At 70.1% G+C, this 25,653-nt stretch carries 32 protein-coding genes; 14 read left to right on the top strand and 18 right to left on the bottom strand.

Features of this window, described 5'->3' with window-relative positions:
* Window position 1: 1 nt before the first annotated feature.
* Window positions 2-1,231, bottom strand: coding sequence for an aminotransferase class I/II-fold pyridoxal phosphate-dependent enzyme (locus HLA95_RS15260; protein ID WP_222183747.1), 1,230 nt, complete (start codon window positions 1,229-1,231; stop codon window positions 2-4).
* A 276-nt stretch (window positions 1,232-1,507) separates the two neighbouring features.
* On the opposite strand from HLA95_RS15260, the gene HLA95_RS15255 reads away from it, so the two are divergent.
* From HLA95_RS15255 to HLA95_RS15245, 3 genes are all read left to right on the top strand, one after another.
* Complete coding sequence (locus HLA95_RS15255; RefSeq protein ID WP_191060573.1) at window positions 1,508-3,265, top strand: cation:proton antiporter domain-containing protein; 1,758 nt, start codon at window positions 1,508-1,510, stop codon at window positions 3,263-3,265.
* A gap of 63 nt (window positions 3,266-3,328) precedes the next feature.
* Window positions 3,329-3,610 carry a BrnT family toxin gene (locus HLA95_RS15250; protein WP_191060577.1) on the top strand — a complete coding sequence of 94 codons (282 nt, stop codon included), beginning with the start codon at window positions 3,329-3,331 and terminating at the stop codon, window positions 3,608-3,610.
* Window positions 3,582-3,866 (top strand): BrnA antitoxin family protein, encoded by a 285-nt coding sequence (locus HLA95_RS15245; RefSeq protein WP_191060574.1) that lies wholly within the window; start codon window positions 3,582-3,584, stop codon window positions 3,864-3,866. The genes HLA95_RS15250 and HLA95_RS15245 overlap by 29 nt, the downstream gene beginning before the upstream one ends.
* A 28-nt stretch (window positions 3,867-3,894) precedes the next feature.
* Here the strand turns inward: HLA95_RS15245 and HLA95_RS15240 are convergent, their stop codons facing one another.
* Both HLA95_RS15240 and ald read right to left on the bottom strand, forming a co-directional pair.
* Window positions 3,895-4,695, bottom strand: a complete 801-nt coding sequence (locus HLA95_RS15240; RefSeq protein ID WP_222183745.1) for a DUF2971 domain-containing protein — start codon at window positions 4,693-4,695, stop codon at window positions 3,895-3,897.
* 265 nt (window positions 4,696-4,960) lie between these two features.
* On the bottom strand, window positions 4,961-6,073 hold the full coding sequence (ald, locus tag HLA95_RS15235) for an alanine dehydrogenase (protein ID WP_191060576.1): 1,113 nt from the start codon (window positions 6,071-6,073) through the stop codon (window positions 4,961-4,963).
* Window positions 6,074-6,269: 196 nt separating this feature from the next.
* On the opposite strand from ald, the gene HLA95_RS15230 reads away from it, so the two are divergent.
* The 4 genes from HLA95_RS15230 (at window position 6,270) to HLA95_RS15215 (ending at window position 10,006) form a co-directional block, all read left to right on the top strand.
* Window positions 6,270-7,277, top strand: a complete 1,008-nt coding sequence (locus tag HLA95_RS15230; protein WP_191061267.1) for a TAXI family TRAP transporter solute-binding subunit — start codon at window positions 6,270-6,272, stop codon at window positions 7,275-7,277.
* Between the two features lie 25 nt (window positions 7,278-7,302).
* On the top strand, window positions 7,303-8,055 hold the full coding sequence (locus HLA95_RS15225; RefSeq protein WP_191061268.1) for an ABC transporter ATP-binding protein: 753 nt from the start codon (window positions 7,303-7,305) through the stop codon (window positions 8,053-8,055).
* Window positions 8,052-8,861, top strand: a complete 810-nt coding sequence (locus HLA95_RS15220; protein ID WP_191061269.1) for an ABC transporter permease — start codon at window positions 8,052-8,054, stop codon at window positions 8,859-8,861. The genes HLA95_RS15225 and HLA95_RS15220 overlap by 4 nt, the downstream gene beginning before the upstream one ends.
* 188 nt (window positions 8,862-9,049) lie before the next feature.
* On the top strand, window positions 9,050-10,006 hold the full coding sequence (locus HLA95_RS15215) for a hypothetical protein (RefSeq protein WP_191061270.1): 957 nt from the start codon (window positions 9,050-9,052) through the stop codon (window positions 10,004-10,006).
* 46 nt (window positions 10,007-10,052) lie between these two features.
* Here HLA95_RS15215 and HLA95_RS15210 read toward each other — a convergent pair whose 3' ends face one another.
* The 4 genes from HLA95_RS15210 to lgt are packed head-to-tail and all read right to left on the bottom strand — an operon-like array spanning window position 10,053 to window position 13,287.
* Window positions 10,053-10,526, bottom strand: coding sequence for a VOC family protein (locus HLA95_RS15210; RefSeq protein WP_191059811.1), 474 nt, complete (start codon window positions 10,524-10,526; stop codon window positions 10,053-10,055).
* Window positions 10,527-10,568: 42 nt separating this feature from the next.
* Window positions 10,569-11,327 carry a peptidoglycan editing factor PgeF gene (gene pgeF, locus HLA95_RS15205; RefSeq protein ID WP_191059810.1) on the bottom strand — a complete coding sequence of 253 codons (759 nt, stop codon included), beginning with the start codon at window positions 11,325-11,327 and terminating at the stop codon, window positions 10,569-10,571.
* Window positions 11,324-12,445: a class I SAM-dependent methyltransferase gene (locus tag HLA95_RS15200; RefSeq protein ID WP_191059809.1), complete on the bottom strand. Its 1,122-nt coding sequence runs from the start codon at window positions 12,443-12,445 to the stop codon at window positions 11,324-11,326. The genes pgeF and HLA95_RS15200 overlap by 4 nt, the downstream gene beginning before the upstream one ends.
* Entirely contained in the window at window positions 12,442-13,287 is an 846-nt protein-coding gene (gene lgt / locus HLA95_RS15195) for a prolipoprotein diacylglyceryl transferase (protein WP_191059808.1), read from the bottom strand. The genes HLA95_RS15200 and lgt overlap by 4 nt, the downstream gene beginning before the upstream one ends.
* A gap of 122 nt (window positions 13,288-13,409) precedes the next feature.
* Here lgt and HLA95_RS15190 point away from each other — a divergent pair, with 122 nt between their 5' ends.
* The 6 genes from HLA95_RS15190 to HLA95_RS15165 all read left to right on the top strand — a co-directional run bounded on the left by HLA95_RS15190 (window position 13,410) and on the right by HLA95_RS15165 (window position 17,059).
* Window positions 13,410-13,685 (top strand): accessory factor UbiK family protein, encoded by a 276-nt coding sequence (locus HLA95_RS15190; RefSeq protein ID WP_191059807.1) that lies wholly within the window; start codon window positions 13,410-13,412, stop codon window positions 13,683-13,685.
* A 143-nt stretch (window positions 13,686-13,828) separates the two neighbouring features.
* A complete protein-coding gene (locus tag HLA95_RS15185; protein ID WP_191059813.1) occupies window positions 13,829-14,332 on the top strand; it encodes a type III secretion system chaperone family protein in 504 nt (167 codons plus the stop codon).
* On the top strand, window positions 14,329-15,156 hold the full coding sequence (gene proC, locus HLA95_RS15180; RefSeq protein WP_223861520.1) for a pyrroline-5-carboxylate reductase: 828 nt from the start codon (window positions 14,329-14,331) through the stop codon (window positions 15,154-15,156). Before HLA95_RS15185 ends, proC begins: the two co-directional genes overlap by 4 nt.
* A 28-nt stretch (window positions 15,157-15,184) precedes the next feature.
* Entirely contained in the window at window positions 15,185-15,820 is a 636-nt protein-coding gene (locus HLA95_RS15175) for a TetR/AcrR family transcriptional regulator (protein WP_191059806.1), read from the top strand.
* A gap of 113 nt (window positions 15,821-15,933) precedes the next feature.
* On the top strand, window positions 15,934-16,638 hold the full coding sequence (locus HLA95_RS15170) for a phasin family protein (RefSeq protein WP_191059805.1): 705 nt from the start codon (window positions 15,934-15,936) through the stop codon (window positions 16,636-16,638).
* An 85-nt stretch (window positions 16,639-16,723) separates the two neighbouring features.
* A complete protein-coding gene (locus HLA95_RS15165) occupies window positions 16,724-17,059 on the top strand; it encodes a tRNA-binding protein (RefSeq protein ID WP_191059804.1) in 336 nt (111 codons plus the stop codon).
* A gap of 56 nt (window positions 17,060-17,115) precedes the next feature.
* Here the strand turns inward: HLA95_RS15165 and HLA95_RS15160 are convergent, their stop codons facing one another.
* The 3 genes from HLA95_RS15160 to HLA95_RS15150 are packed head-to-tail and all read right to left on the bottom strand — an operon-like array spanning window position 17,116 to window position 19,191.
* Window positions 17,116-17,910 (bottom strand): IclR family transcriptional regulator, encoded by a 795-nt coding sequence (locus tag HLA95_RS15160; protein WP_222183741.1) that lies wholly within the window; start codon window positions 17,908-17,910, stop codon window positions 17,116-17,118.
* Window positions 17,910-18,665: an SDR family NAD(P)-dependent oxidoreductase gene (locus HLA95_RS15155; protein WP_222183786.1), complete on the bottom strand. Its 756-nt coding sequence runs from the start codon at window positions 18,663-18,665 to the stop codon at window positions 17,910-17,912. Before HLA95_RS15155 ends, HLA95_RS15160 begins: the two co-directional genes overlap by 1 nt.
* On the bottom strand, window positions 18,643-19,191 hold the full coding sequence (locus HLA95_RS15150) for a 2,4'-dihydroxyacetophenone dioxygenase family protein (RefSeq protein WP_191061081.1): 549 nt from the start codon (window positions 19,189-19,191) through the stop codon (window positions 18,643-18,645). The genes HLA95_RS15155 and HLA95_RS15150 overlap by 23 nt, the downstream gene beginning before the upstream one ends.
* A gap of 198 nt (window positions 19,192-19,389) precedes the next feature.
* On the opposite strand from HLA95_RS15150, the gene HLA95_RS15145 reads away from it, so the two are divergent.
* The gene (locus tag HLA95_RS15145) at window positions 19,390-19,893 is read left to right on the top strand and encodes a DUF1622 domain-containing protein (protein WP_222183739.1); all 504 of its coding nucleotides are present in this window, start codon (window positions 19,390-19,392) and stop codon (window positions 19,891-19,893) included.
* Here HLA95_RS15145 and HLA95_RS15140 read toward each other — a convergent pair whose 3' ends face one another.
* Genes HLA95_RS15140 through HLA95_RS15105 form a run of 8 tightly spaced genes read right to left on the bottom strand, consistent with a single transcriptional unit; the run spans window position 19,894 to window position 25,635 of the window.
* The gene (locus tag HLA95_RS15140) at window positions 19,894-20,934 is read right to left on the bottom strand and encodes a M23 family metallopeptidase (RefSeq protein ID WP_191061080.1); all 1,041 of its coding nucleotides are present in this window, start codon (window positions 20,932-20,934) and stop codon (window positions 19,894-19,896) included.
* Window positions 20,931-21,485: a 16S rRNA (guanine(966)-N(2))-methyltransferase RsmD gene (gene rsmD, locus HLA95_RS15135; RefSeq protein WP_191061079.1), complete on the bottom strand. Its 555-nt coding sequence runs from the start codon at window positions 21,483-21,485 to the stop codon at window positions 20,931-20,933. Before rsmD ends, HLA95_RS15140 begins: the two co-directional genes overlap by 4 nt.
* On the bottom strand, window positions 21,482-22,249 hold the full coding sequence (locus HLA95_RS15130) for a pseudouridine synthase (RefSeq protein WP_191061078.1): 768 nt from the start codon (window positions 22,247-22,249) through the stop codon (window positions 21,482-21,484). Before HLA95_RS15130 ends, rsmD begins: the two co-directional genes overlap by 4 nt.
* On the bottom strand, window positions 22,246-22,995 hold the full coding sequence (locus HLA95_RS15125) for a gamma-glutamyl-gamma-aminobutyrate hydrolase family protein (protein ID WP_222183738.1): 750 nt from the start codon (window positions 22,993-22,995) through the stop codon (window positions 22,246-22,248). The genes HLA95_RS15130 and HLA95_RS15125 overlap by 4 nt, the downstream gene beginning before the upstream one ends.
* Window positions 22,996-23,007: 12 nt before the next feature.
* Window positions 23,008-23,820 carry a glutathione S-transferase family protein gene (locus HLA95_RS15120; protein ID WP_191060488.1) on the bottom strand — a complete coding sequence of 271 codons (813 nt, stop codon included), beginning with the start codon at window positions 23,818-23,820 and terminating at the stop codon, window positions 23,008-23,010.
* Complete coding sequence (locus HLA95_RS15115) at window positions 23,820-25,082, bottom strand: MFS transporter (protein ID WP_191060489.1); 1,263 nt, start codon at window positions 25,080-25,082, stop codon at window positions 23,820-23,822. The genes HLA95_RS15120 and HLA95_RS15115 overlap by 1 nt, the downstream gene beginning before the upstream one ends.
* Window positions 25,034-25,390: a gamma-butyrobetaine hydroxylase family protein gene (locus HLA95_RS15110; RefSeq protein ID WP_191060490.1), complete on the bottom strand. Its 357-nt coding sequence runs from the start codon at window positions 25,388-25,390 to the stop codon at window positions 25,034-25,036. Before HLA95_RS15110 ends, HLA95_RS15115 begins: the two co-directional genes overlap by 49 nt.
* Complete coding sequence (locus HLA95_RS15105) at window positions 25,387-25,635, bottom strand: Trm112 family protein (protein ID WP_191060491.1); 249 nt, start codon at window positions 25,633-25,635, stop codon at window positions 25,387-25,389. The genes HLA95_RS15110 and HLA95_RS15105 overlap by 4 nt, the downstream gene beginning before the upstream one ends.
* Window positions 25,636-25,653: the final 18 nt, after the last annotated feature.

Raw genomic sequence — 25,653 nt, 5'->3', positions numbered from 1 at the left:
GTCAGCGTCCCTTGGCAAGTGCGGCACGGTCCGGCCGTGCGGTTGCGGCCGGGGAGGCGAGGGTGGCGACCAGACGGTCGAGCGCATCGGCGGTCGTGTCGAGCCCGTGGACCAGGGCCAGGCGCAGATAGGCACCCGAGATCGGCTCCGGCCCGTCCAGATAGGCGCCGGGCAGTACCTTCAGCCCGGCCTCCGTCCAGAGCCGGCTGGCCGCTGCCACGCCGTCGCCCACGTCCAGCCAGAGAAAGAAGCCGGCGGGCGGGCGGAAGAAGCCGAAGCGGCCGGCCAGGCGCTGCTCGGCCAGATCGAACTTCTGCCGGTAGAGCGCGCGATTGGCCTCGACATGGGCCTCGTCGTTCCACAGGGCCTCGGCCGCCGCCATCAGCGGCAAAGGCTGGACCGGTGCCGCATAGGCGCGCAGCTTGGCAAAGGCGCGGATCAGGGCCGGGTCGCCCGCGACGAAGCCCGAGCGCAGGCCGGCCGCATTCGAGCGCTTGCTGAGCGACTGGAACACGAGCAGCCGCTCCAGGCTGCCGGTATCGTTCAGCGCGACGTCCAGGCCGGAAGGCGGCGGTGTGCGGTCCCACAGCTCCGAATAGCACTCGTCCAGGAACAAGGCGAAGCCGTGCTGGCGGGCAAGCGCCAGGGCGCGGGCCAGATAGGCCCGGTCGGCCACCGCACCCTGCGGATTGGCCGGCGTGCACAGGTAGAAGGCCGCGGTGCGCGCCAGCGTCTCGGCCGGGATCGCGTCCAGGTCCGGCAGGAAGCCGGTCGCGACCGTGGCCGGCAGCAGCACCGGCTCGGCACCGGCCATGGCGGCGGCACCGTAATAGACCGCGTAGAACGGGGTCGGCATCAGCACGGCCGGCCGGCTGCGCCCGGCCCGGTCCACCGCGAGCTGGGCCGCCAGATAGAGCGCTTCCTTGGTGCCGGCCACCGGCAGGACGTGGCGGCCGGGATCGAGCGCCCCCTCGGGCAGGCCGCCGCGCCGGCAGGCCCAGCCCGCCACGGCTTGGCGGAAGGACGGGGTGCCGGTGGGCGGCGGGTAGCGGTTCCAGCTCGCGGCATGGCGGGCCACCGTCTCGGCCAGGATCGGCGGCACGGGATGCTGCGGCTCGCCGATGCCGAGGTCCAGGACCGGCCGGCCCGCCGGCGGAACCCGGTCGGCGAGCAACCCGGCGAGGCGTCGGAACGGAAATTCGCCGAGGCGGTCGAGACGGGACCCGTGCATCTTGATGAACAATTCCTGCGCGGTGTTCAGGCCTGGAAAAAGAGAGTTAACATCCAGGGCCAAGCCGCCGCAACGACGCAGGAAAACGCGCTGCCGCCGAGGTGCCCGCCTGTGGCGGTCTTCCCGCACCAGGAGAGTGCTCACCGTCGGGAGCACGCATCGGTTTTGCATGTGGTGCAAGCCGGTCGGCGCCCGCCGCAGGATGGGTTGCGCGCGGTCGCGTGCTGCGTTCACAAGTGGAGGCCGCCACCAAAGCGCAGCCTGGACCCCGCCACCGTGCACCATGACGTCCCCCTGATCGCCACCGTCGCGATGGCCTTCGTGCTGGCGTTCGCCTTCGGCTTTCTGGCCAACCGGCTGCGCCTGCCGCCGCTGGTGGGCTACCTGGTGGCGGGCGTCATGGCCGGGCCGTTCTCGCCGGGCTTCGTCGCCGACGCGGCGCTCTCGGCGCAGCTCGCCGAAATGGGCGTGATCCTGCTGATGTTCGGGGTGGGGCTGCATTTCTCCGCAGGTGACCTGATGGCGGTGCGCTGGGTCGCGGTGCCGGGGGCGGTCGGCCAGATCCTGGTCGCGACGCTCATGGGCGTGGGCCTGGCGATGGCCTGGGGCTGGAGCTTCGGTGCCGGCGTGGTGTTCGGGCTCAGCCTGTCGGTCGCCAGCACGGTGGTGCTGCTGCGCGCCCTGGAGGAACGCAACGCGCTGGCGACGCCGAACGGCCGGATCGCGGTCGGCTGGCTGATCGTCGAGGACCTCGCCATGGTCCTCACCCTGGTGCTGCTGCCGGCGTTTGCCGAACTGCTGGGCGGCCATGCCGGGGGGCGCGGCACGGCATCCGGCGGCGGCCTGCTCTGGTCGATCCTCCTCACGCTGGGCAAGGTCGTGGCCTTCGTGGCGCTGGCGGTGGTGCTGGGGCCGAAGCTGGTGCCCTGGCTCCTGCGCCAGGTCGCGCGGACCGGCTCGCGCGAGCTGTTCACCCTCTCGGTGCTGGCCGTGGCCCTGGGCATCGCCTACGGCTCGGCCACCATCTTCGGCGTGTCGTTCGCGCTGGGCGCCTTCTTCGCCGGCGTGGTCTTGAGCGAGTCCGATTTCAGCCACCGCGCGGCCGCGGACTCTCTGCCGCTGCAGGATGCGTTCGCCATCCTGTTCTTCGTGTCGGTGGGCATGCTGTTCGACCCATTCGTGCTGGTGGAGCAGCCGCTCAAGGTGCTGGCGGTCCTCCTGGTGATCACGATCGGCAAGTCGCTGGCGGCGTTCGCCATCGTCCAGCTGCTGGGCTATCCCGTCGGCACGGCGCTCACCGTCTCGGCCAGCCTGGCGCAGATCGGCGAGTTCTCCTTCATCCTGGCCGGGCTCGGCCTCAGCATGGGGCTGCTGCCGGAAGAGGGGCAGGACCTGATCCTGGCGGGAGCCCTGCTCTCCATCACCCTCAACTCGGTCTGCTTCATCGCGGTCGACTGGCTGCGGGAGCAGGGGCGCCAGCACTTTCCCGCCTGGTTCGACGAGTTCGGCAAGGACCGCCAGCTCGGCCTGCAGGGCCAGCTCGACGAACTGCGCCGCAAGAGCCAGGCACGGGAGGAGGCGCGCTCCTTGCAGATCACCAGCCTGATCGAGCGCTTCCCGATCTTCGCCGACCTCAACCAGACGAGCCGGGAGGACCTGCTCATGCTGTTCCGGCCGCGCACCGCCCAGCCGGGCGAGCGGATCATCCGGGTGGGCGACCGGCCGGATGCCGCCTACTTCATCACGGCGGGTACGGTGCTGGTGCGGGTGAACGGCCAGGACATCCGGCTGGGCCCGGGCGACTTCTTCGGCGAAATGGCGCTCCTGAGCGGCCGGCGCCGCTCGGCCGACGTGACCGCGCTGGATTACTGCCAGTTCCAGACGCTGGAGCAGCGCGACTTCCGGCAGTTCGTCAGCCACCATCCCGGGCTGCGCCAGAAGCTGCTGGAACTGGTCCGCCAGCGCACCGAGATGAACCGGCAGGCAGAGGTGGCCCAGGCCGAGCCGGTCCCGGCCCTGCCGGCGCAGGGATAGGCAAAGGGTGGTGGTGTCGGCAGAACCACTTGACCCGCCTATTTTTGTACGTACATTTATTTGATGCGGTTCAGCTGCGATCCGGCGAAGGACGCGTCGAACCTCGCCAAGCACGGCATCGGCTTGCTGGCGGCGGCGCGGCTGGACTGGGACGTGATGCTGGTGAAGCCGGACGAGCGGCGTGACTATGGCGAGCTGCGGGAGATCGGCTATGCACCCATGGATGGCAGGCTCTACTGCGTCGTGTTCACCCGCCGGGGCGACGTCCTGCACGTCATCAGCCTGCGCAAGGCCAATCTGAGGGAGTTCAGGCGCTATGAAGCGCAAGCTGCTGCCGCCGACTGATGCCGAGGACGCCGCCATCAACGCCGCGATCGGCACGGACCCCGACACGTACGAACTGTCGGACGAGGAGTTCGCGCGGCTCAGGCCGTTCAGCCGCGGGCCCGGCCGCCCCGTCGGGAGCGGCCGCAAGATTCCGGTGACCATGCGGCTGGATGCCGATGTGGTGGCGGCGTTCCGGGCGGAGGGGAGCGGCTGGCAGACCCGGATGAACGACGCGCTGCGGGAATGGCTGCGGGAGCATCGGGGCGCGGCGTGAGGCGGCGGCGCCCGGGCTCCTGCCGAGGCTAGATCAGCCGGTAGGGGATCTTGGACGTCTTGATCGCGGCATCGGCATCCAGCCGGTAGCCGCGTGCCTTCAGCAGGTCGGCCACTGCATATCGCGTGGAGTCGAGATAGCGGCAGGGGCCGATGACGATGTCGGTGATTGGCAGCCTCGGGTCGGACGGCGCATCCACTTGGGCGAGGGGGCGATAGGTGAGCGGAATGTGCCGGGAGATGGTGGCGCGGCGCTGGATGAACTGCATCCGGGCCAGGTCTTCATCGCGCGCATAGTAGATGATCCGCCACTCACGCTCGTCGTCGAACTTCGGGTGCTTCAGGCAGGCGGCGAGCGAGGTCAGCGTGTCCAGCCAGCCGGTGGCGAACTTCTCGGCCCAGAGGTCGCCCGATGCGGTGCCGGCGCTTCCCTCACCTGGGGCGAAATGTTCATCGGTCCAGCGGATGACATCGTCCAGAAGCGCGCGCTGCCGGTCGGGGTCGTATTCCACCTTGAGCAGGTAGCTGGCCTGGTGACGGCTGGCCCCGGCCAGGCAGCCGGGATCGAAGCCGATCGCGAACCCCGCCTCGCCCTCGGCGTAGCCGCGCCACTGGCTGAGCGAGTCGGCATCCTCGGTGAACGAGGTGACGTAGACGGACATGGCTTCGGGCCGGAAGCTCTCCAGCCGCTGGATGATCCGCTCGAACCCGGCCTGCACGCGCGCATGCCGCCCGCTCTTCATCGCCTCCGCCATCCGCTCCTGCAGCAGGTCGAAGGCATAGGTCATTTCCATGCTGTCGTTCAGGCAGCCGATCTGGCTGGCCAGCAACGTGCCGCTGCCGATGATCTTAATAAGACCATGGCCGTTCGTGTAATGGTAGATGGCCCCGCTCGGGAGCGGGGCATGATCTATCAGGTGCTGAACGAGAAAATCCCGAAGGTTTGATTGGTCTTCCGCAGGCATGTGGTTTGGACCTTGTGGGATTGCTCGTGCATCAGCCTCCTTAACATCTGGATCTCCGGCCGGATCCACTTGAGGTGATCGATTCGGCGCTCAGGCAAAGGACGCCCTGTGGCGGCGCGGGTGCCGGCGCTCATGCCCGGCCGGGCCATGGCGTGAACGGCAGCCCCAGCGACGAGGCCACCGCGGCGTGGGTCAGCTTGCCGGAAAGGACGTTCAGCCCGGCGGCTAGGCCCGGATCCCCGGCCAGCGCCGCAGACCAGCCCCGGTTGGCCAGCGCCAGCACATAAGGCAGGGTCGCGTTGTTGAGCGCATGGGTCGAGGTGCGGGCGACGGCCGCCGGCATGTTGGTCACGCAATAGTGGATCACGCCGTCCTCCTGGTAGGTGGGCTGGGCATGGGTGGTGGGCCTGGAGGTTTCGGCGCAGCCGCCCTGGTCGATCGCGATGTCGACGAACACCGAGCCCGGCTTCATCCGCTGGATCATCTGCCTCGTGATCAGCTTGGGCGCCGCCGCACCCGGCACCAGTACCGCCCCGATCACCAGGTCCGCCCCGGCCACGTGCTGCTCGATCGCGTCGATCGTGGAGAAGATGGTGTTGAGGGTCGGGCCGAACTGCAGATCGAGCTCGTAGAGCCGCTCCAGCGACCGGTCGATCACGGTCACCGCCGCCTCCATGCCCATCGCCATCCGCGCGGCGTTGGTCCCGGACACCCCGCCGCCCAGGATCACCACCCGGCCGGCCGGCACGCCCGGCACGCCGCCCAGGAGCGTGCCGGAGCCGCCTTGCGACTTTTCCAGGCAATGGGCGCCGACCTGGACCGACATGCGCCCGGCCACCTCGGACATCGGCGACAGGAGCGGCAGGCGGCCGCGCCGGTCGGTTACCGTCTCATAGGCGATGCACACCGCGCCTGACGCCAGCAGCGCCTCGGTCTGGGTGCGGTCGGCGGCCAGGTGCAGATAGGTGAACAGGACCTGGCCCTCGCGCAGCATCCGCCATTCCTCGGGCTGCGGCTCCTTCACCTTCACGATCATCGCGGCGCGGGCGAACAACTCGGCCGGGTCGGGCATGATCCTGGCCCCGGCACGGCGGTAGGCCTCGTCGTCATAGCCGATCCCGGCCCCGGCCCCGGTCTCCACCAGCACCTCGTGGCCATGATGAGCCAGCTCGCGCACGCTGGAAGGGACCAGGCCCACCCGGTACTCGTGGCTCTTGATCTCCTTCGAGACCCCGATCCGCATCGCCAGCCTCCTTTTCCCGCGGGCACGGCAGGCTAGGCGGAAGGCTCGCCCGGCGCCAGTTGCGGCACGGAGCGGGTGATCCCCGGGTGCGCAGGCCACAGCCGGACGGCACCGGGCGGGCCGGCCAGTGTTTCACCTTGGCAGGCCCTGGTGCCCGGACCTATCTCGGTGCCATTGCCGGCCTAGCGAGGGACGGATGTCGCTGTCACGTCGCCTGCTGTTGGCATCGCTCGGTGCCGCCACGGGCTCGCTCCTGGTGTCGCACCATGCCTGGTCGGCGAGCTTCTTCCGGATCCGGACCGGGGCGCCGTCCAGCACCTATTACCCGGTCGGCACCGCGATCGCCGGCGTGATCGGGGCACCCGAGGGCGGGCGGCCGTGCCAGCTGGGCGGTGGCTGCGGCGTGGAGGGGCTGGTGGCGCTGGTCCAGTCCTCGCGCGGCTCGGTGGAGAATGTCGAGGCGATCGAGAGTGCCGAGGTCGAGAGCGGCTTCGCCCAGGCCGACGTCGCCTGGTTCGCCGCCAACGCGACCGGGCCGTTCGAGGGCAGCCCGCCGTTTCAGAAGCTCCGGGGCTTATGCTCCCTGTTCGACGAGGCGCTGCACCTGGTGACCCTGCCGGGCGTGGGCATCCACGCGATCCGGGACCTGCGCGGCATGCGGGTGGCGATCGGCTCGGCGGGCTCGGGCACCGCCGTCACCGTCCGCCGGGTGCTGGACGCATTCGGGCTGGGGGCGGAGCAGGTGACGCTGGTCGAGATCGACGCGGTGGAAGCGCTCGGGCGGATGCGGGTGGGCTCGCTCGAAGCGATGTTCGTGATCGCAGGGGCGCCGGCTGCCGTGGTGTCGGAGGCGGTGGCCACGCTGGACGCCCAGATCATCCCGATCGACGGCGGCCCGGCCGACCAGCTGCTCCGCGACACCCAGTTCTTCATCCGCACCTCGATCCAGCCCGGCGCCTATGTCGGTGCCTATGGCACGCCTACCATCGGCGTGCGGGCACTCTGGCTGGTCTCGGCCGACGTGCCGGACGAGCTGATCTACGGGATCACCCAGGCCTTCTGGCACCCGCAGTCGCAGGCCTTCCTGCGCAACGTCCATCCACGGCTGCTCGACCTGAGCCTGGCCCACGCGCTGGACGGGATGGAGGTCCCGGTCCACCCGGGTGCCGCCGAGTTCTATCGCGAGCAGGGATTTGTCCAGTGAGCACGGCCCGGCGGTGCGGGGTCCAGTGAGCACCGCCCCGGCCGTCCGGGTCGAGGGTCTGGTCAAGTGCTATGGCGAGGTGGTGGCCGTCGACCGGCTGAGCTTCGCCATCCCGGCCGGCCGGACCACCGCCCTGCTGGGCGCCAACGGTGCCGGCAAGACCACCACGATCGCGATGCTGCTGGGGCTGCTGGCGCCGAGTGCCGGGACGATCGAGATCTTCGGCCTGCCGATGCCGAAGGCGCGCAACCGGCTCCTGCCGCGGATGAACTTCTCCTCGCCCTATGTCGATCTGCCGCTGCGCCTGACCGTGCGGCAGAACCTCCTGGTCTATGCCGACCTCTACGGTGTGCCCGCACCATATGAGCGGATCGCCGAGCTCGCGGACTGGCTGGATCTCGTTCCGTTCCTCGACCGCCCGACCGGGCGGCTCTCGGCCGGGCAGAAGACCCGGGTCGTGCTGGCCAAGGCGCTGATCAACCGCCCGGAACTCCTGCTCCTGGACGAGCCCACCGCCTCGCTCGACCCGGACACGGCCGACCGGCTGCGCACCATGCTCCAGGATTACCAGGCCGAGCGCGGTGCCGCCGTGCTGCTCGCCTCGCACAACATGCCGGAGGTCGAGCGGCTGGCGCAGCACGTGGTGATGCTCAAGGCCGGGCGGCTGGTGGCGGAGGGCTCGCCGGCGGAACTGCTGGAGCGCTTCGGCCGGGTCGACCTGGAGGAGGTGTTCCTGGACATCGCGCGCGGGCGTGCCCGCGACCCGGCCCCGGCATGAGTCAGGCAACCCTGGCCCTGCGCCGGATCCGCGGCGTGTTCCGGCGCCACTGGTACCTGCTGACCGCGTCCTGGCCGCGCATGCTGGACCTGGTCTACTGGCCGACCGTGCAGGTGATCCTGTGGGGCTTCATCACCCGCTTTTTGGCCGAGGAGAGCTCGCTGGTGGCCAATGCGGCGGGGATCTTCCTGTCGGCGGTGCTGCTGTGGGACGTGCTGTTCCGCAGCCAGCTGGGCGTCAGCCTGGGCTTTCTGGAGGAGATGTATTCCCGCCATTTCGGCCATCTCTACACCAGCCCGCTGCGCCCCTACGAGCATGTGCTGGCCGTGTTCCTGATCGCCATGATCCGGGTGGCGCTGGGGGTTGGCGGGGCAGCGGTCCTGGCCATCCCGATCCACGGCTTCTGGATCGGCGGGGTGCTCGGCTGGTCGACCGTGCTGTTCATGGCGGTGCTGATGGCGTTCGGCTGGTCGATCGGCCTGATGATCGCCGGGCTGGTGATGCGGCTGGGCATGGGGGCGGAAAGCCTGGCCTGGGCGGCGATCTTCCTGATCCAGCCCGTCTCCGGCGTGTTCTACCCGATCGATACCCTGCCGGGCTGGGTGCAGGCGATCGCTTGGTGCTTGCCGACCGCACCGGTGTTCGAGGGGATGCGCGCGGTGCTGATCGAGCACCGCTTCGACCTGGGCCTGCTGCTCCACGCCCTGGCCATGCTCTGCCTCTGGCTGGTGCTGGGCGCCTTGGTCTATATGGCCCTGTTCCGCTCCGTGCGCCGGCGCGGCCAGCTCCTGCAGACGGGTGAGTAACCGCCAGCCTTCTGACGGCACACCCTGAGGTTGTCGTGCTGCAACCGCCCGTGATCATTTATCCGGAAAAGTAATATTCGACAGCGCGTCGGCGCTATATCCCCGATAACTATTGATGAATTTCTATTAAGCTTCCTCAAGGTAGGATGGTGACCAGTTCGATCACCGCTCGTCTTCCGGGGGAAGTCATGGTCCATCATCCAATCCGCAGGCAGGCGCTCGTGCTGACGCTGCTGTGCGGCGCCCTGCCGGCAGTGGCCCAGTCCACGGGTGGTCCCGTGCTGCAGGGCCCGGCCGACGAGATCGAGGACCGCTCGATCATGGTCATGGGCCAGACCGTGCAGCTGCCGGGCGGGCTGGTCGACACGCCAGCGGCGTTCGGCGTGTCGGGCAAGCTCCTGAAGGACGACGTGCCCGGGCGGAAGAAGGGCTTTCGCAACAGCACGGTCGTGATCCAGCTCGCACCCGGCAACGGCGCGCCGGTGGCGCAGTCCGCCTATGCCAGCCTCGACCTCGCCACGGTCACCGGGCTCGTCACCTCGGCGGCCGGCAGCCCGCTCGCGGTCAACGGCCTGCCGGTGCGGCCCAGCACGGGCCTTCTGCCCGCCGACGGCTATCGCAACCTGTACGGCTTCGAGATCGCACCGGCCTCGGTGACGCGCGGGATGGCGGTCACCATGACCGGCTACTTCACCACCGGCCACGATGATGACGATGACGATGATGACGACGATGACGACCGGCGCAAGGATGGCCCGCGCAGCTTCTACTTCCACCGGTTGATGGTGGGCGACGGTGCACCGATCCAGCCAAAGGCGGAGGTCAGCATCACCCGGGCGCGCTGCCGCCTCCATGCCGGGGCGACCGGCGGCGAGCTCGAGGTGCAGGGCTGGGTCCATGCCGCCGACATGACCAATCCACTGCCGGAAACCCTGCCGGTGGTGAAGCTCACGCTGACGACGCCGGCCGGCGTGCCGCAACTGGTCGATGTGCCGGTCGCGCGGGATCCCGCCAACCCGCGCTATGGCCGCTACCGGGTGGCCGGCGCCCGTGACATCGCCGCCTGCCCGCTCACCGTCACGGCCGCCTGGGAAGGCGACCTGGACGAGCGGATCGCGACCGTCGACCTGGGTGCTGTGGACTAGGCCGGCAGCCCGGCGGGCGCGGCAGCGGATGGGCGCGGGATGGGCGTCAGCCGCGCCGCGCCGCCTCGATCGCGGCGACGTCGATCTTGCCCATGGTCATCATGGCGGCAAACGCGCGCTTCGCCTCGTCGCCGCCCGCGGCCAGCGCCTCGGTCAGGACGCGCGGGGTGATCTGCCAGGAAATGCCCCAGCGGTCCCTGCACCAGCCGCAGGCACTTTCCTCGCCGCCATTGCCGACGATGGCATTCCAGTAGCGGTCGGTCTCCTCCTGATCGTCGGTGGCGATCTGGAACGAGAAGGCCTCGCTGTGCTTGAAGGTGGGGCCGCCATTGAGGCCGAGGCAGGGAATGCCCGCGACGGTGAACTCGACGGTCAGCACGTCGCCGGCCTTGCCGGAGGGATAGTCGCCGGGAGCACGATGTACGGCAGTCACCGCGCTGTCGGGAAAGGTCGCCGCATAGAAGCGGGCGGCGGCCTCGGCATCCTTATCGAACCAGAGGCAGATCGTATTCTTCGCCATGGCGCGTTCCTTCCTCGGGGTGCGCGCGGCCCCGTCCTCCCGTCAGGTCAGGAGGATGGCGCTCGCCTGGGTGCCGAACGGGCCGCCGCCTGCGAGCGTGGTCCGCCGGTAGCTGAAGTAGCGGTCTGGCTGGGTGGCCGTGTCCAGGCCGGAGGCCTGCACCAGGCGCAGGCCGGCCCGGCCGAGGCGCAGGCAGACATAGGCTTCCAGGTCGAAATAGGGGCGGCCGTCACGGCCGGTCACGAAGCAGGCATCCGAGGCCGTGTCCTCGGCGTGGAAGCGTTCCTGGAATTCCGGCCCCACCTGGTAGGAGCGGCGCTGGATGCAGGGGCCGACCGCGGCCACGATCCGTGCCGGTACCGCGCCCGCCTCGGCCATCGCCGCGACCGCACTCTCGACGATGCCGGACAAGGCACCCTTCCAGCCGGCATGGACGGCCGCCACCACTCTTGCCTCGGCATCGCACAGGAGGATCGGGGCGCAGTCGGCGGTGGTGACCGCGATGGCGAGCCCGGGCACCGTGGTGACCAGCGCGTCGGCCTCGGGCGCCTCGTCCGGCTGCCAGGGGGTAGTGACCCGCACCGTGGTGGTGCCGTGGACTTGGCGGCCCACCACCAGTTCCCGGGCATCCAGGGCGCCTGCGACGATCGCCCGGTTGGCCAGCACCTGCTCCCGCCGGTCGCCGGTGCGCAGCGCCATGTTGAGGCTGTCATAGGGTGGTGCGCTGGTCCCGCCCTGGCGGCCGAAGAAGCCGTGGCGGATGCCGGGCTGGGCGTCGAGCAGTGCGGTGGTGATCCTCATCGGTGCGCTTCCGCCTCTCCCTGATCGGCCGGGCCGGTCTCGTCGACCAGGCCGGGCGGCAGCGCCTGGCCGGGTGCCGCCACGCCCAGCACCTTGAACGTCCGCCCCATCCGGTTCGGGTCGACCAGGCGGCGCGTACGGCTCCAAAGGTCGCTCGCGCGATCCTCGTCCAGTCCCCGGGCCAGGGCCTCGGTGCGCAGCTCGATGCCGAGCCGGCCCAGGAACTCGCCCTGCGGCACCGGGCCGGCCGTGCGGCAGCCGGTTGCGGCGAAAGCGCGGATGAGCGGGGCGAAGTCGACGCGGCTGGTCAGGTCGATCTCGCCCGGCAGGTCGAATGGGTCGTGGACCTTCCGCTGGCCGCGCACCGCCTGCACCGTGTCGCCCGTGGGCCCCTCATAGGCGTCGCCATAGTCGATCAGCAGGGCGGCACCGCCGCAGGCGGCAAGCCGCCGCCCGATCGCGGTCGCCATGGCCTCGCGCGCGGGCGAGATCTCGTGGATCGCCCCATTCGGGCAGTCCGGCATGATCTGGCCCAGGGGCGAGGGCCGGGTTTCCAGGACCAGGCCCAGATGGCCGCTGCCGCTGATCCCGACCCGGCGCTCGAACCAGTGCCCGGACAGGTGGACGAGCTGGCGGATCGGCAGGGCGTCGAACAGCTCGTTGGCGATCAGGTAGAGCGGGCGGTCCGCCGCGACCTGTTCCAGCGCATCGTGCCATTCGACCGGCAGGCCGCGCAGGCGGTTGGCCTGGAAGCTGCGCAGGGCGGCACTGATCTCCACCAGCGCCACCGGCGCCAGCGCGTCCCGCGCGTCGGGCACCACCGCCAATGCCCGCCAAGCATCGGCCATCAGCGTGCCCTTGCCGGGCCCGATCTCGGCCAGGCGTGCGGGCCTGGGCCCGCCCTGGTCCAGCCAGCACTGCACCAGGGCCAGGCCCAGCAGCTCGCCGAATACCTGGGAGATCTCGGGCGCGGTGACGAAGTCGGCGCCGATCGGTACCCGGGTCGCGTAGTAGCCGTGGCCCGGATGGTAGAGGCAGGTCTGCCACCACTCGTCGAACCGGATCGGGCCTTCCGCCTCGATCTTGCGGCGCATGAGCTGGAGCAGCGGGCCGCTCATGCCGGGCTGGCCACGCGCCGGGTGCGCAGCACCAGCCAGAGCCCGACCAGCGCCACCGGGACCGACAGGAGCTGGCCCATGGTCAGCCCGCCCAGCAGGTATCCCAGCTGCGCGTCGGGCTCGCGGGCGAACTCGACGACGAAGCGGGCAAGGCCGTAGCCCAGCAGGAAGGTCCCGCCGATCAGGCCGCGCTCCTCCGGCCGGCGCGGCCGGCGCGCCAGCCATTGCACGACCACCAGCAGGACCAGGCCCTCCAGGAAGGCCTCGTAGAGCTGGCTGGCATGACGCGGCTGTGGCCCGCCATGGGGGAAGATCACGCCGAACGGCAGGTCGGTGACCCGGCCATAGAGTTCGCCATTGATGAAGTTGGCGATGCGGCCGAACAGAAGGCCCAACGGCGTCACCGCGGCGATCGCGTCCGCCACGTCCAGGAAGGGGACCTGGCGCGAGCGGGCGAACAGCGCCATCGCCACCAGCACGCCGATCAGCCCCCCATGGAAGGACATGCCGCCCTGCCAGACCATCAGGATCTGGGCTGGATTCTCCAGGTAGGTGGGCAGGTTGTAGAACAGCACGTAGCCGAGCCGGCCGCCCAGGATCACGCCCAGCGTGATGTAGAACAGGAGGTCGTCCACGTCCTCGGGCGTGATCCGCCAGCCGGGCCGGGTCACCAGCCGCTTGGTCAGGAACCAGCCGAGCAGCAGGCCGCCGACATAGGCCAGCGCATACCAGCGCAGCGCGAACGGGCCTATCTGGACGATCACGGGGTCGATCGGCGGGAAGGGGATGGCGAACAGGGGCGGCAAGGTTCGTTCCGGCAGCGCGGGTTTCCGCTCGGTCATGGCTGTTCGGGCGGGCCCGTTCAAGCCACGCCCGCGCAACCGTGAGACAGGGTAGGCTTTGCGCCTGTCAGGGGAAGTCCCATATAGCGGTTTGGATGGCACCGTCGCTGATGGAGGTTGGCATGCAGACCACGAGCCGGTTGTTCGACGATCTGGCCAAGGTGGCGAGCGGTGCGGTGAGCACGTTCGGTGCCGTCAAGGAGGAGATCGAGACCCGCGTGAAGGAGCGCGTCGAGCGGATGCTGGCGGACATGGACCTGCCGACCGCCGACGAGGTCGCTGCGATCCGTGCCATGGCACAAAAGGCCCGCGAGGAACAGGACACGCTGATGGAGCGGATCGCGGCCCTGGAGGAACGTGTGGCAAAACTGGAGTCGTCCGCCGCCGAAATCGACTGAAGGGCGAAAACGCGACCGCCTATGCGTTGCTGCGCTGCAACGCTTGAGGCATGCTCGGGCTGAGCGCGCCCGCCGCCCAGACTTTTTCACGGGCCGTCCTCTGAGCAGGAAGGCCCCATCGTCAGGAGAAGCCATTGTCGATCATGCGCTCCGAAGTGGCCGAAGACGACGAACTTGCGTCCAACCCACTGGAAATGATCGAGCATCTCGCCCAGCTGCGCGAGTGGAACTGCGTCCGCAAGGACGACGACGAGCTGACCGTGGAGGTCGCGGGGTCGTGGTGCCGCTACCAGGTGATGGTCACCTGGAACCCGGACCTGTGGATCCTGCACTTCACCACGGCCCTCGATCTCAAGATCCCCGCCAAGAAGCGCGAGCCGATCCGCCAGCTCCTGGCTCTCGCCAACGAGAAGCTGTGGCTGGGCCATTTCGACCTGTGGTCGGACGAGGACCTGCCGGTGTTCCGCCACGGCATGCTGGTGCGTGAGAGCGCGCTGCCCTCGCTGGAGGTGATCGAGGACGTGATCGACATCTCGGTCGGCGAGTGCGAGCGGTTCTTCCCGGCCTTCCAGTTCGTCGTCTGGGGCGGCAAGAAGCCGGCCGAGGCGATGATGGCGGCGCTCTTGGAAACGGAGGGCGAGGCTTGAGCAGCGAGCGGCAGAACACCCTGACCGAGGCCAGGGTGCTGCTGGTGGGCTGCGGCAAGATGGGCTCGGCCATGCTGCATGGCTGGCTCGCGGCGGGGCTGGCCCCCGCCAACGCCTTCGTGGTCGAGCCCGGGCCCACGGCGGGCGTGCCGCGCGGGGTGACCTGGGTGTTCAAGGCCGAGGAGCTGCCGGCCGACCTCCAGCCGGACGTGGTGGTGCTGGCGGTCAAGCCGCAGATGATGGATGCCGCGGCACCCTCGTTCCGCCCCCTGGTGGGCAGGGGTGCTCTGGTCCTGTCGGTCGCGGCCGGCAAGACCATCGCGGCGTATGAAGCCTATTTCGGTGCGGCGACGCCGGTGGTGCGCGCCATGCCCAATACGCCCGCGGCGGTCGGCCGGGGTGCCAGCGTCCTGATCGCCAACGCCAATGTCAGCCAGGCGCAGCGCCAGCTCGCCGAGCAGATGCTCTGCGCGGTCGGCACGGTCGACTGGATCACGGACGAGGCGCTGATGCACGTCGTCACCGCCATGTCCGGCGGCGGGCCGGCCTACGTGTTCCTGCTGATCGAGGCGCTGGCCGCTTCCGGCGCGAAACTGGGCCTGCCGGAAGATCTGGCAATGCGGCTGGCGCGTACCACTGTTTCAGGAAGCGGCGAGCTTGCCCGGCTGGTGCCGGAGCCGGCGGCACAGCTTCGCCAGAATGTCACCAGCCCGAACGGGACCACCCAGGAAGCCCTGGCGGTCCTGATGGCCGAGGGTGGCATGCAGGATCTGTTCGACAAGGCGATCGCGGCGGCGGCCAGGCGCTCGGTGGAGCTGGGCTGACCGCCCTCCCGGTCGGGAAGGAGTGGAGATGGCCAGGAAACCCAGGATCACGCCGGAGGCGGAGCCGGTCACGCTGCGCGACCCGCTCGACACGGCACTCGGCATGATCGCCGCCTCGGGCTGGCGCTCGTTCAGCCTGGTCGAGCTCGCCCGCGAGCTGAATGTGCCGCTGGGCGAGGTGTACCGGCAGTTCCCCAGCCGGGTGGCGGTGCTGGACCGGCTGGGCCGGCGCCTGGACCAGCGCATGCTGGAGCTGGCGGCCGCCGACCTGGACGACATGAGCGTGCGCGAGCGGCTGTTCGAGCTGATCATGCGGCGCTTCGACGCGATGAAGCCCTACCGGGACGTGCTCGTCCGGCTGGCGAGGGAGAGCCGCGGCGATCTGGCGGTGGCGGGGGCAAGCCTCGGCAACATGACCCGCGCGGTCGCCAAGATCATCGATGCCGCCGGCATCCGCGGCCCGGGCCTGCTCCTCGCGCATAACGGGGTGGGCCTGCTCTACCTGCGGCTGGTCCGGATCTGGCTGCAGGACGATGATCCGGAGCAGGCTCGCCTGCTGGCCGAGCTGGACAAGGGGCTGGCGCGGCTGGAGGAGGGAGCGCGGCGACTGTGCCGGTTCATGCCCAGGCGGCGGACGGCGGCGCCCGACGTCGCGGCAGCCTGACGGCCGAACCATCGTTGTTGCGGCGCACAATCAACTTGACGCAGCTCTATCGCACTGCGAGATGAGCCGTCGTCGAGTTGACCGGCACCAAGCTTCTGGCGGAAGGTGATGTCATGGCCGAACCAAGTGCTCCGAAGACCATCAAGTCTGCCGTCGGCGACAAGACCGCAGCGACTGCGGCAGGGACGGACACCGCCGTGGCAATGGCCGAGCAGGCCAAGGCGGTGGCTGACGAAGCGATCAAGGCCGGCAGCGGTTCGGCTGACGCGGTAGCCGGTGCGGCGGCCAAGACGGCCAATCCGATGGCGGACGTGTTCGACCACCTGATCAAGGCGCAGACCGAGTTCGCGCAGCGGCTGGGCTTCGACCCCAAGAGCTTCGGCTTCGACGCGGCCCGGTTCGACCCGAGCAAGTTCGACGTGAGCAAGTTCGGCATGGACCAGGCGTTCGGCTCCGGCGCGCCGCGCTTCGACCTGGTGCTGGCCCAGCACCAGAAGAATGTCGGCGCCTTCCTCAAGGCGCAGGCGGCGATGGTCGATGGCGCCCAGACCGTGTTCCAGCGGCAGCTCGCTCTGTTCCAGCAGACCATCACCGAGGCCACCAGCCTCCTGCAGAACCTGCTGGCCGAGAAGGACAGCCGGACCGGCATCGAGAAGCAGGTGGATGCCTCGAAGCAGGCTTTCGAGAAGATCATCGCCGAGGCCCGCGACCTGGGCAACGTCGTCACCCGGTCGCAGTCCGAGGCCTTCCAGCTCCTGAACGAGCGGGCGCTGGAGCAGATCGAAGAGATCAAGGCGGTCTACGAAAAGTCCGCTTGATTCCCTTTCCTTCCTATCGAACGCTCTCGAGGCGGCGGCCGGTTACCGGACGCCGCCTTTCTTTTTGCGTGCGGAAGGCAGCGGCGTGACGATCAGCTTCGACGACTTCCTCAAGGTCGACATCCGGGTCGGGACCATCCTGCGCTGCGAGCCCAACGCCGCGGCGCGCAAGCCCGCCTACAAGCTCCTGATCGACTTCGGCCCGGAGATCGGCACCAGGACCAGCTCGGCGCAGCTCGCCGACCTCTACGGTACCGACGAGCTGGTCGGCCGGCAGGTGGCGGCCGTGGTCAACTTCCCGCCGCGGCAGATCGCGAAGGTGGTCTCGGAAGTGCTGGTGCTGGGCTTCCCGGACGCGGAGGGGCGGGTGGTGCTGGTCAGCGTCGAGCGGCCGGTCCCCAATGGCGGCCGGCTCTACTGAACGATTGGGGGAGCCGGGCGCGGCACCAATGCCCCCGACCGGCACCGCTGACGGATCTAGGCCGGCAGCACCGTGCCCAACTCGGCCGCAATCGCCGCCACGCAGGCGCGCAAGGCCGCCTCGATCGGGGCTGCCGGGGCCGCCTCGAACCGGTAGCGGGGCATGCTGACGCTGACACAGCCGAGCGGCCGCCGGTCGGGGCCGGGGATGGCCTGGCCATAGCAGCAGATGTCCAGCTCGTTCTCCTGCCGGTCGATCGCGGCCCCGGAGGCCCGAGTGCGGTCGACCTCCTCCAGGAGCCGGGCCGAGTCCTGGATCGTGTGGGGTGTGCGGGCAGACAGAGTCAGGCGCGCCACCAGTGCTGTCGCCTCGGCTTCCGGCAGGGCAGCCAGCCAGGCCTTGCCGACCGAGCTCGAGTGCAGGGCCACGGGCGTGCCGATCCGCGAGGTCATCCGCACCACCTGCCGCGATTCCAGCTTGTCGACATAGACCATGGCGTCGCCGGCCGGCAGGGCGAGATGCACGGTCTCGTCGAGCCGGTCCCGCAGGGCCTGGAGATGTGGCCGGGCCAGGCGGCGCAGGTCGAGCCGGTCCCAGCTCTGCGAGGCCAGCGCCATCAGCCGGGTGCCGAGCGCGTAGCGGCCGGAGCCCGGTGCCGGCACGACCAGGCCTTCCGCCTCCAGCGCCGCCACGATCCGGTGCACGGTGGGCCGCGGCAGGCCGGTGAGGCGGGCCAGCGCCGCCACCCCGTGCTCGCCCGGCGCGTCGGCTACCGCCTGGAGCACGCGCATGAACTTGCCGAACGCGGCGGTGCCGGGCACCCCCGCCTGCGACGGGTCGGCCGTGGCCATCAATAGGTCGCGCGGCCGCCGGACAGGTCGAACACCGCCCCGGTGTTGAAGCTGCAGCTCGCCGAGCACAGCCAGAGCACCAGTTCCGCCACCTCCTCCGGCTCGCCCAGGCGGCGCAGCGGCGACTTGTCGATCATGGTCTGCACATGGGCCGGGCTCATCTGCTCCAGGATCGCGGTGCGGACCGCGGCGGGCGCCACGGCATTCACCAATACACCGCTGCCGGCCAGTTCCTTGCCGAGCGACTTGGTGAGCGCCAGCACTCCCGCCTTGGCGGCACTGTAGGCACTGGCATTGGGCGTGCCCTCCTTGCCGGCGAGCGAGGCGATGTTGACGATCCGGCCCCAGCCGTTCGCCCGCAGTGCCGGCACCGCCGCCTGGCAGACCAGGAAGGTGCCGGTCAGGTTGATGTCGACGATCCGCCGCCACGCATCCTGCGGATACTCCTCGACAGGCACGGTCGGCCCGGCATAGCCGGCATTGTTCACCAGGATGTCGAGGCGACCGCAGCGCTGGAGGGTGGCCGCCAGCGCCTGCTCGATCGAGGACGGGTCGGTGACGTCGACGGCGAGCGTGTCGCCATCGGCCGCATCCGGCGGGTCGCGGTCCCAGACGAGGACGCGGGCACCGGCGGCACGCAGGCCATGGGTGATGGCCTGCCCGATGCCGCGCGAGCCGCCGGTGACCACGGCAACGAGCCCGGTCAGGTCGTAGCCGGCGCGCCGGCCCGCCTCAGCGGATGAAGCGGTCGACATAGTCTTCACCCAGGCCGACTTCCTTGTAGTGCTTGCGGCACATGTCGATCTTGGTGAACACGTCCTCGAAGCCGACATTGTTGCCCCAGGGATCGACGTAGTACATGCAGCCGTTCACCTGGAAGAGGGTGATCATCTCCTCGACGTCCTCGTCGACCACCAGCGTGTGGGTCTCGCCCGGCGGCTCGAAGGCATAGGAGCCCTCGGTCGCGACCCAGTCATGCTCCAGGTAGCGCCAGCTGCCCTTCAGCACGAAGGCGTGGACCGGGTTGGGGTGGCGGTGGCGGCTGAGGATGCCGGACTTGCGCACCCGCAGGAGGTTCATCCAGTAGCCGGACGACCGGTTCAGGCAGAGGGGGCGGAACCAGACATTCTCGGCCTGCGGCACCCAGATCCGCTCGTCCTCCGGGATCGCGTTGGGCACGACCAGATCGGGCAGGATCTCGCTCGGCTGCGGCTTCTGGTAGGGCATCCGGCGGATGGTTTCGGGATCGAGGCCTGCGCCCGGGGCGGTAGCGTCCGACATGGAGGCTTCTTCCATTTTGTCTACATGGTGGACATCCTGTCCACGATGTGAGTGTCCGCAGCGGAGGCTGGCTTGTCAACCTGCTGACGGCCCTGCGCACGCGGGGGCCGTGCCGGCAGAACGTCGTCCGATCCACGGCGTTCGTTGAGAACATTCCGCCAATGCTGCGATGGGCCAACCACTCATGGACAGAGCCACATGAAAGTGAACCACGAGCTTCTGCCGAAGGCTTGGCCCGTTCTGCCCACGGTCGTCCTGCTCCTGCCACTGATGGCTTCGGCCCAGGATGGTGCGCCAGCGGAACCCGGGCCGCTGTCCGTCCCGGAATGGCTGGAAGCCTGGCTGCACGGCACTGCCCGCGGCATCGAGGTGGTCGGCGTGGCCATCATCGTCCTGGGAGGCCTCGTAGCCACGTTCCACTATCTTTGGCAGTTGCTGCGGACAGGCCGCTCTGCCGCCGTCTACCATGCCTACCGGGCCAGCCTCGGCCGCGCCATCCTGCTTGGCCTGGAGTTCCTGGTGGCGGCGGACATCATCGGCACGGTGGCCGTGGAGCCGACGCTGGAGAGCCTGAGCGTGCTGGCAGGCATCGTGCTGATCCGGACCTTCCTCAGCTTCGCGCTGGAGGTCGAGATCCAGGGACGCTGGCCCTGGCAGCAGGCACCGACGCCACAGCCCGACATGTCCACGCCCAAGGCCTGACTAGGGCTCGACCTCGAAGCGCCGTTCCAGGTGATAGGTCTGCCCGTCGCGGACCACCTCGGCGCGGGCGGTCCAGCTCCCGGCGGGCCAGCCGTCGGGCGGGCGCTTGCGGCCGGCGAACAGCATGGTGCGGGCCTGATCGCGCGCCTGGTCCTGCTCGTGCCGGACGACCTCCCCGCCGTTGGGGTCGGTCAGGGTGAGTGTGATCCGGTCGCCCTGGCGCAGCGCATAGCCGCCCAGGAATGCCACGACCGCCGGCGAGTCGGGGGTGAGCAGGACGGCCTCCGCGCGGCCGTCCCAGACCGCCTCGCTGGTCACCGGGCCGTCTGCGATGCCCAGGACGCTGAGCGCCAGCGGCTGGTAGGCGCCGATGCGTTCGGTGGCCTCCGCACTCCAGAGCGAGGTGCCCGCCACCGTGCAGGCCTCCTCCGGCGGGGTGGCGTGGAACGGGTCGAGCTTCTGGCCGTCCTTGCGCACGCTCAGGTGGAGGTGGGGGAAGCTGGTCATGCCGGACAGGCCGACCAGGCCCAGCTTCTGCCCCGCCTGCACGGTGTCGCCCGGCCGGACGGCGACGCTGCCCTGACGCAGATGGCAGTACTGGGTTTCCCAGCCATCGGGATGCACCACGACCATGCCGTTGCCGCAGTTGATGTCGGCGACCTGCTCCTTGCCGCCCTGCTCGACCGGGACGTCGCGCACCCCGTCGCGCACCCGCGCCACCACGCCATCCGCCGCGGCCAGCACCTCGACCCCGGCCCGCATGGCGGCACCGTCGCGCACGGCGAAGTCGATGCCGTCATGGCCGTCATAGCTCATCGGGCCACAGAAACTGTCGGCCACGCCCGGACCCGGGTCATGGTCGACATAATGGACGATCCAGCAGTCCGTGCCGGGCGTGCAGGCGATCGGCAGGTCTAGGGTAAAGCCCAAAGCAGACTGCTGGCGCAAAGGAGGCTGCGGGCGGAAGAACAGGTAGAGCAGCAATCCAACAATAAGTGCCGCGGCTAGCGCGCACACGATGACGATGAGGCGCCGCCTCATGCCGATGCCGCGCCCAGTTCATAGAACACGAACTTGGCGGCCCCATAGCGGCGCACGTCGTCCACGTGGAAGCCCTCCAACTCCGGCGGGTCCTCCTTGCGCCCGATCTCCGCCACGATCAGCACGCCCGTGTCCAGCCAGCCGCCCGCCATCAGCGCGTGGACGGTCGGCACCACGAGATTCTTGCCATAGGGCGGGTCGAGCAGCACCAGGCGGTAGGGCTGGTCGGCCGCTCCCAGCTTCGCGGCATTGGCGCGCAGGATCCGGCTGCGCCCGGTCTCCTTGCAGGCCTGGATGTTGCGCTTGGTGATCGCCAGCGCCTCGGGGTCGTTGTCGACGAAGGTGACGTGCGCAGCACCGCGCGACAGCGCCTCCAGCCCGAGCGCGCCGGTGCCGCAGAACAGGTCGAGCACCGTGGCGTCGAGCAGGGCTTCGCGCGAGTGCAGCATGCTGAACAGGGCCTCGCGCGCCCGGTCGGAAGTCGGGCGGACGGCGTCGCCGGGAAACTCCTCCAGGCGGCGGCCGCGATGCTGGCCGGCGATGATCCTCATGCCCGCCTCGTCCGATCACGGCGCACGGGCTTGGGCGCACCGCCGCCGAGCTGCTCGCGCACCACGCGCGGGTTGACCTCCTCGACCTCACCGCGCGGCAACTGGCCCAACTGGAACGGCCCGTACGCCACCCGGATCAGCCGGCTGACCGGATGGCCGATATGCTCCATCACCCGCCGCACCTCCCGGTTCTTGCCTTCCTTCAGGGACACCATGATCCAGGTATTGTCGCCCTGTTCCCGGTCGATCGTGACCTGGATCGGCCCATACGTGATGCCGTCGATCGTGATCCCGGCGAGCAGCCGGGCGAGCTGGTCGGGCTCGGGCAGCCGGTGGACGCGGGCGCGGTAGCGCCGGGTCCAGCCGGTGGACGGCAGCTCCAGCTTGCGCTTGAGCTCGCCGTCATTGGTGAGCAGGAGCAGGCCTTCCGAGCCGATGTCCAGCCGGCCGACCGGGACGAGGCGCGGCAGTTCCGGCGGCAGGCGGTCGTAGATGGTCGGCCGGCCCTCCGGGTCGCGTGCGCTGGTGAGCACGCCGCGCGGCTTGTGGAAGCGGAACAGCCGCGTGGGCTCCGCGGCCGGCAGAGGCTGGCCGTTCACCACGATCCAGTCGTCCGGCCCGACATTGAGGGCCGGCGAGGCCAGGACCTTGCCGTTTACCGCGACCTTGCCCTCGGCGATCAGCCGCTCGGCGTCGCGCCGCGAGCAGACCCCCGCCCGTGCGATCCGCTTGGCGATGCGCTCGCCCGCCGGCACGTCGCTCATCGGGCCTCGTCCCGTGCCTGCCGCTCGCGCGCCGCCCCGACGAAGGCCTGGAAGATCGCGCGGTCCCCCGGCGAGATCGCATATTCCGGGTGCCACTGCACGCCCAGGAGGAAGGTGCGGCCGGGATCCTCGATCGCCTCGACCACGCCGTCGGCGGCACGGCCGCTCACCGCGAGGCCCGGAGCCGGGCGCTCGACCGCCTGATGGTGGGCGCTGTTGACCGGCAGGGAATCGGCGCCGGTGATCCGGTGCAGGAGGCTGCCCGCCGCCACCGCCACGTCGTGGCCGGGCTCGGTGCGCGGGTTGGGCTGCTCGTGGGCGAGTGCGTCGGGCATCGCGTCGGGGATGTGCTGGATCAGCGTGCCGCCCAGCACGACGTTGAGGAGCTGCTGGCCGCCGCAGATGCCCAGCACCGGCAGGTCGCGGGCGAGCGCCGCCTCGGTCACCGCCCATTCGAACCGGGTGCGGCGGTCCTTGGTGGTGACGGTGGCATGGGTCGATCCGGCGCCATAGAGGGCCGGGTCGACGTCGAAGGCGCCGCCGGTAACCACTAGCCCGTCCAGGGCCCGGGCGTAGTGTTCGGCGAGTTCCGGCTCGTGCGGCAGGGCCACCGGCAGGCCCCCGGCGTCGGTCACGGCCGAAAAATAGTTCTGGCGCAGCGCGTACCAGGGCAGCTTGGACCAGCCGCCGGCAGGCTCGGCGTCCAGGGTCAGCCCGATCAGCGGGCGGCGCGAAGCAGCGGTCATGGAAAATCCCGATCAGGCACCGGCCGGGATATGCGCCGCATCGGCCTCGTCCCGCAAGGAGGCGCGCTCCAGGCCCTGGTCGATCCGCTCGCAGAACCGGCGCAGGTTCGGGAAGTCCTCGGCGATCCGGCGCAGCTCCGTGTCCACCGGGACCAGCAGGATGTTGGCGAGAAAGCCATAGGCCACCGCGTCGATGGTCGAGGTCTGCTCGCCCATGAAGAAGCGCCGGGAGCCCAGCATGATCGAGGCGGCAGCCAGGTCCGCGCGCGCCATGGCGTAGATCTCGCGCTGTGAATGCCGGCCGATGCCCTGGCGATGGAGGGCCCGGCGCATCTTCCGGCGCAGCAGGGGCCCCGCCAGCCAGTGGACCGGCGGCGGGAACAGGCCCCGGATCACCTGGCGCATCGCCGCCCAGCCTTCCGGGTCGATCCAGCGGGCATAGACCAGGATGCCGTAGAGGTGATCCTCGAACAGGCGCTGCAGGGCCAGGCTCTCGGCCAGCTGGCGCGCATCCAGCCAGGCATCCGGGTCGATCAGCCGGCTGCGCTTCAAGTGCCCGATGATCAGGCCGCTGTCACCGATCCGCCGGCTGTTCTCGATCACATAGGGCAGCTTGCCCTTGGGCGAGAAGCCGGGGTTGCGCTGGTAGCGCACCGTGTAGGGGATATGGGCCAGGCGCAGCCAGGTCTCGAGCTTGAGGGTGAAGGGGCTGAAGTTGCGCCCCCAGACCGGCGGGAACTGGACCAGGACCAGCGGCGAATAGAGTGCCGCCGGGGTGCGTACCACCGCTTCCGGCTGAACCACGGCCAGTGCTTCGTCCGCCATCACCCGCGCCTGCCAGATCCCACCATCGCGCCGATCGCGACCGCACCCGGCAAGGCCACGGCGGCAAGCGCAGCGTAGGCGGGGCCGAACCCGCCGGCAAGCGAGGCCACCAGGGCGAACAGGAGCGGGCCCGTCACGATGCCGCTATAGGTGAAGAGCTGGGCGCCGCCGGTGGCGGCCGCCGCCTCGTCCGGCCGGACGATCCGGACGATCTCGGCGAAGAACACGCCGTTCCAGGCGAGCGAGGTGGCGCCGAATCCGGTCGAGAGGAGGATCATGGCGAAGAGCGGCCAGCCCGGCGTGAGCAGGGCCGTCAGGAGGCCCATGATCGAGCCCAGGACGCCGATCAGGCAGAGCGTCCAGCCGGCCCGGCCGGTCCAGTCGGCGAGCCTGCCCCAGAGCGGCCTGGCCACGGCACCGCCGATCTGCGAGCAGGCGAACACCTGGCCAGCCTGGACCAGGGACAGGCCACCGCTCAGCACCAGATGCGCGGTGAGGAAGGTCGACAGGCAGAGCTGCAGGGCAGCCAGCGCGAAGGAGCCCATGGCCAGCACCAGGAGCGGGCGGTGCCGGCGCAGGAGCTGGATGCCGCCGGCCTGGCGCTGGCCCGCGGAGCGTTCCGCCTTGAGGCTGCGCAGGGCCTCGCCCGCGAACGGGACGACCATCAGCACCCCCGCCGCGGCGATGCCGAGCAGGGTCGCCTGCCAGCCGAGCGCATGGGCGAGCGGCGGGGCCAGGAAGCCGCCGAGGGCCGTGCCGATCGGCACGCCGGTCTGCTTGACCGAGAACACCCAGCCGCGCCGCTCGGGACGCGTCACCCGGACCAGCAGGGCAGACGCGGTGGGGTTGACCAGGCCGTAGCCGAAGCCTGCCAGCAGGACGGCGGGCGGGAGCAGCCAGAATTGGGCGGAGGCGAGCAGGGCGATGCCGGCTGCGATCAGCAGGATCGAGCCCAGGCTGCCGGCAAAGGCGCCGACCTGCCGGGTGACCGCACCGGCCAGGGCCGAGCCCAGGATGGCGCCGGTGAACAGGGTCGCGGTGTAGAGGCCGGCCACCACCGGCTCCAGGCCGAGATCGGCCGCGATCTCGGTCGCCAGCACCGGGGCGGTGAAGATGGCGAACGCCGCCAGCACCTGGACCAGGAAGGTCTGCCACAGGACCACCCGGACCAGCCGGGGGTCGAGCGTCAGGCTCTCTGCTTCGCCAGCAGGGGTCAGCGCGACAGGCCGCGGGCGGCCAGTGCCTCCAGATAGGCCGGCCATAGCCGGTCCTGCTCTACCCCTAAGCGGTAGAGTGCCGGCCAGGCATAGATCCCGGTGGTGTGGCCGTCGGAGAAGACCAGCCGGACTGCGTAGTTGCCGACCGGGTCGACCCCGGTGATCGTCACCTCACGCTTGCCCGGCACGATGACCTTCTGGCTGGGGCCGTGGCCCTGCACTTCCGCGGACGGGCTCTCGACCCGCAGATATTCGGCCGGCAGCAGGAAGCTCCGCCCGTCGTCGAAATCGACCTCGATCGCCCGGGCACCCGGGGTGACGCGGATCTCGACCGGCCAGGGACCCTCGCTCATGGCCGCAACCCAGGCGGGACCGGCGGGTGCGGGTCGTCCTCGATCCGCCGGGCCTCGTCGACCAGCATGATCGGGATGCCGTCGCGGATCGGGAAGGCCAGGCCGGCCTTGTCGCTGATCAGCTCCCCGGCGGTACGGTCGTAGCGCAGCGGCGACTTGGTGAGCGGGCAGACCAGGATCGCCAGGAGCTGCGGATCGACCGGCGCTGCGGCCGGCTGGGGCGGTGGTACGGGGGCCACGGGCATCGGAAGCGGGCTTCTCCG

Origin of the sequence: Geminicoccus harenae (genome assembly GCF_019800005.1) — a bacterium.
GTDB lineage: Bacteria > Pseudomonadota > Alphaproteobacteria > Geminicoccales > Geminicoccaceae > Geminicoccus > Geminicoccus harenae.
This window is presented reverse-complemented; position numbering and strand designations above follow the sequence as displayed.

Excerpts from the sequence above, each read along its gene's own strand:
- HLA95_RS15260 (WP_222183747.1), bottom strand. The coding sequence starts at position 1,231 with ATGCACGGGTCCCGTCTCGACCGCCTCGGCGAATTTCCGTTCCGACGC.
- HLA95_RS15250 (WP_191060577.1), top strand. The coding sequence starts at position 3,329 with ATGCGGTTCAGCTGCGATCCGGCGAAGGACGCGTCGAACCTCGCCAAG.
- HLA95_RS15245 (WP_191060574.1), top strand. The coding sequence starts at position 3,582 with ATGAAGCGCAAGCTGCTGCCGCCGACTGATGCCGAGGACGCCGCCATC.
- ald (WP_191060576.1), bottom strand. The coding sequence starts at position 6,073 with ATGCGGATCGGGGTCTCGAAGGAGATCAAGAGCCACGAGTACCGGGTG.
- HLA95_RS15230 (WP_191061267.1), top strand. The coding sequence starts at position 6,270 with ATGTCGCTGTCACGTCGCCTGCTGTTGGCATCGCTCGGTGCCGCCACG.
- HLA95_RS15220 (WP_191061269.1), top strand. The coding sequence starts at position 8,052 with ATGAGTCAGGCAACCCTGGCCCTGCGCCGGATCCGCGGCGTGTTCCGG.
- HLA95_RS15215 (WP_191061270.1), top strand. The coding sequence starts at position 9,050 with ATGGTCCATCATCCAATCCGCAGGCAGGCGCTCGTGCTGACGCTGCTG.
- HLA95_RS15210 (WP_191059811.1), bottom strand. The coding sequence starts at position 10,526 with ATGGCGAAGAATACGATCTGCCTCTGGTTCGATAAGGATGCCGAGGCC.
- pgeF (WP_191059810.1), bottom strand. The coding sequence starts at position 11,327 with ATGAGGATCACCACCGCACTGCTCGACGCCCAGCCCGGCATCCGCCAC.
- HLA95_RS15200 (WP_191059809.1), bottom strand. The coding sequence starts at position 12,445 with ATGAGCGGCCCGCTGCTCCAGCTCATGCGCCGCAAGATCGAGGCGGAA.
- lgt (WP_191059808.1), bottom strand. The coding sequence starts at position 13,287 with ATGACCGAGCGGAAACCCGCGCTGCCGGAACGAACCTTGCCGCCCCTG.
- HLA95_RS15190 (WP_191059807.1), top strand. The coding sequence starts at position 13,410 with ATGCAGACCACGAGCCGGTTGTTCGACGATCTGGCCAAGGTGGCGAGC.
- HLA95_RS15185 (WP_191059813.1), top strand. The coding sequence starts at position 13,829 with ATGCGCTCCGAAGTGGCCGAAGACGACGAACTTGCGTCCAACCCACTG.
- HLA95_RS15175 (WP_191059806.1), top strand. The coding sequence starts at position 15,185 with ATGGCCAGGAAACCCAGGATCACGCCGGAGGCGGAGCCGGTCACGCTG.
- HLA95_RS15170 (WP_191059805.1), top strand. The coding sequence starts at position 15,934 with ATGGCCGAACCAAGTGCTCCGAAGACCATCAAGTCTGCCGTCGGCGAC.
- HLA95_RS15160 (WP_222183741.1), bottom strand. The coding sequence starts at position 17,910 with ATGGCCACGGCCGACCCGTCGCAGGCGGGGGTGCCCGGCACCGCCGCG.
- HLA95_RS15155 (WP_222183786.1), bottom strand. The coding sequence starts at position 18,665 with ATGTCGACCGCTTCATCCGCTGAGGCGGGCCGGCGCGCCGGCTACGAC.
- HLA95_RS15150 (WP_191061081.1), bottom strand. The coding sequence starts at position 19,191 with ATGTCGGACGCTACCGCCCCGGGCGCAGGCCTCGATCCCGAAACCATC.
- HLA95_RS15145 (WP_222183739.1), top strand. The coding sequence starts at position 19,390 with ATGAAAGTGAACCACGAGCTTCTGCCGAAGGCTTGGCCCGTTCTGCCC.
- HLA95_RS15140 (WP_191061080.1), bottom strand. The coding sequence starts at position 20,934 with ATGAGGCGGCGCCTCATCGTCATCGTGTGCGCGCTAGCCGCGGCACTT.
- rsmD (WP_191061079.1), bottom strand. The coding sequence starts at position 21,485 with ATGAGGATCATCGCCGGCCAGCATCGCGGCCGCCGCCTGGAGGAGTTT.
- HLA95_RS15130 (WP_191061078.1), bottom strand. The coding sequence starts at position 22,249 with ATGAGCGACGTGCCGGCGGGCGAGCGCATCGCCAAGCGGATCGCACGG.
- HLA95_RS15125 (WP_222183738.1), bottom strand. The coding sequence starts at position 22,995 with ATGACCGCTGCTTCGCGCCGCCCGCTGATCGGGCTGACCCTGGACGCC.
- HLA95_RS15120 (WP_191060488.1), bottom strand. The coding sequence starts at position 23,820 with ATGGCGGACGAAGCACTGGCCGTGGTTCAGCCGGAAGCGGTGGTACGC.
- HLA95_RS15115 (WP_191060489.1), bottom strand. The coding sequence starts at position 25,082 with ATGGCCGGCCTATCTGGAGGCACTGGCCGCCCGCGGCCTGTCGCGCTG.
- HLA95_RS15110 (WP_191060490.1), bottom strand. The coding sequence starts at position 25,390 with ATGAGCGAGGGTCCCTGGCCGGTCGAGATCCGCGTCACCCCGGGTGCC.
- HLA95_RS15105 (WP_191060491.1), bottom strand. The coding sequence starts at position 25,635 with ATGCCCGTGGCCCCCGTACCACCGCCCCAGCCGGCCGCAGCGCCGGTC.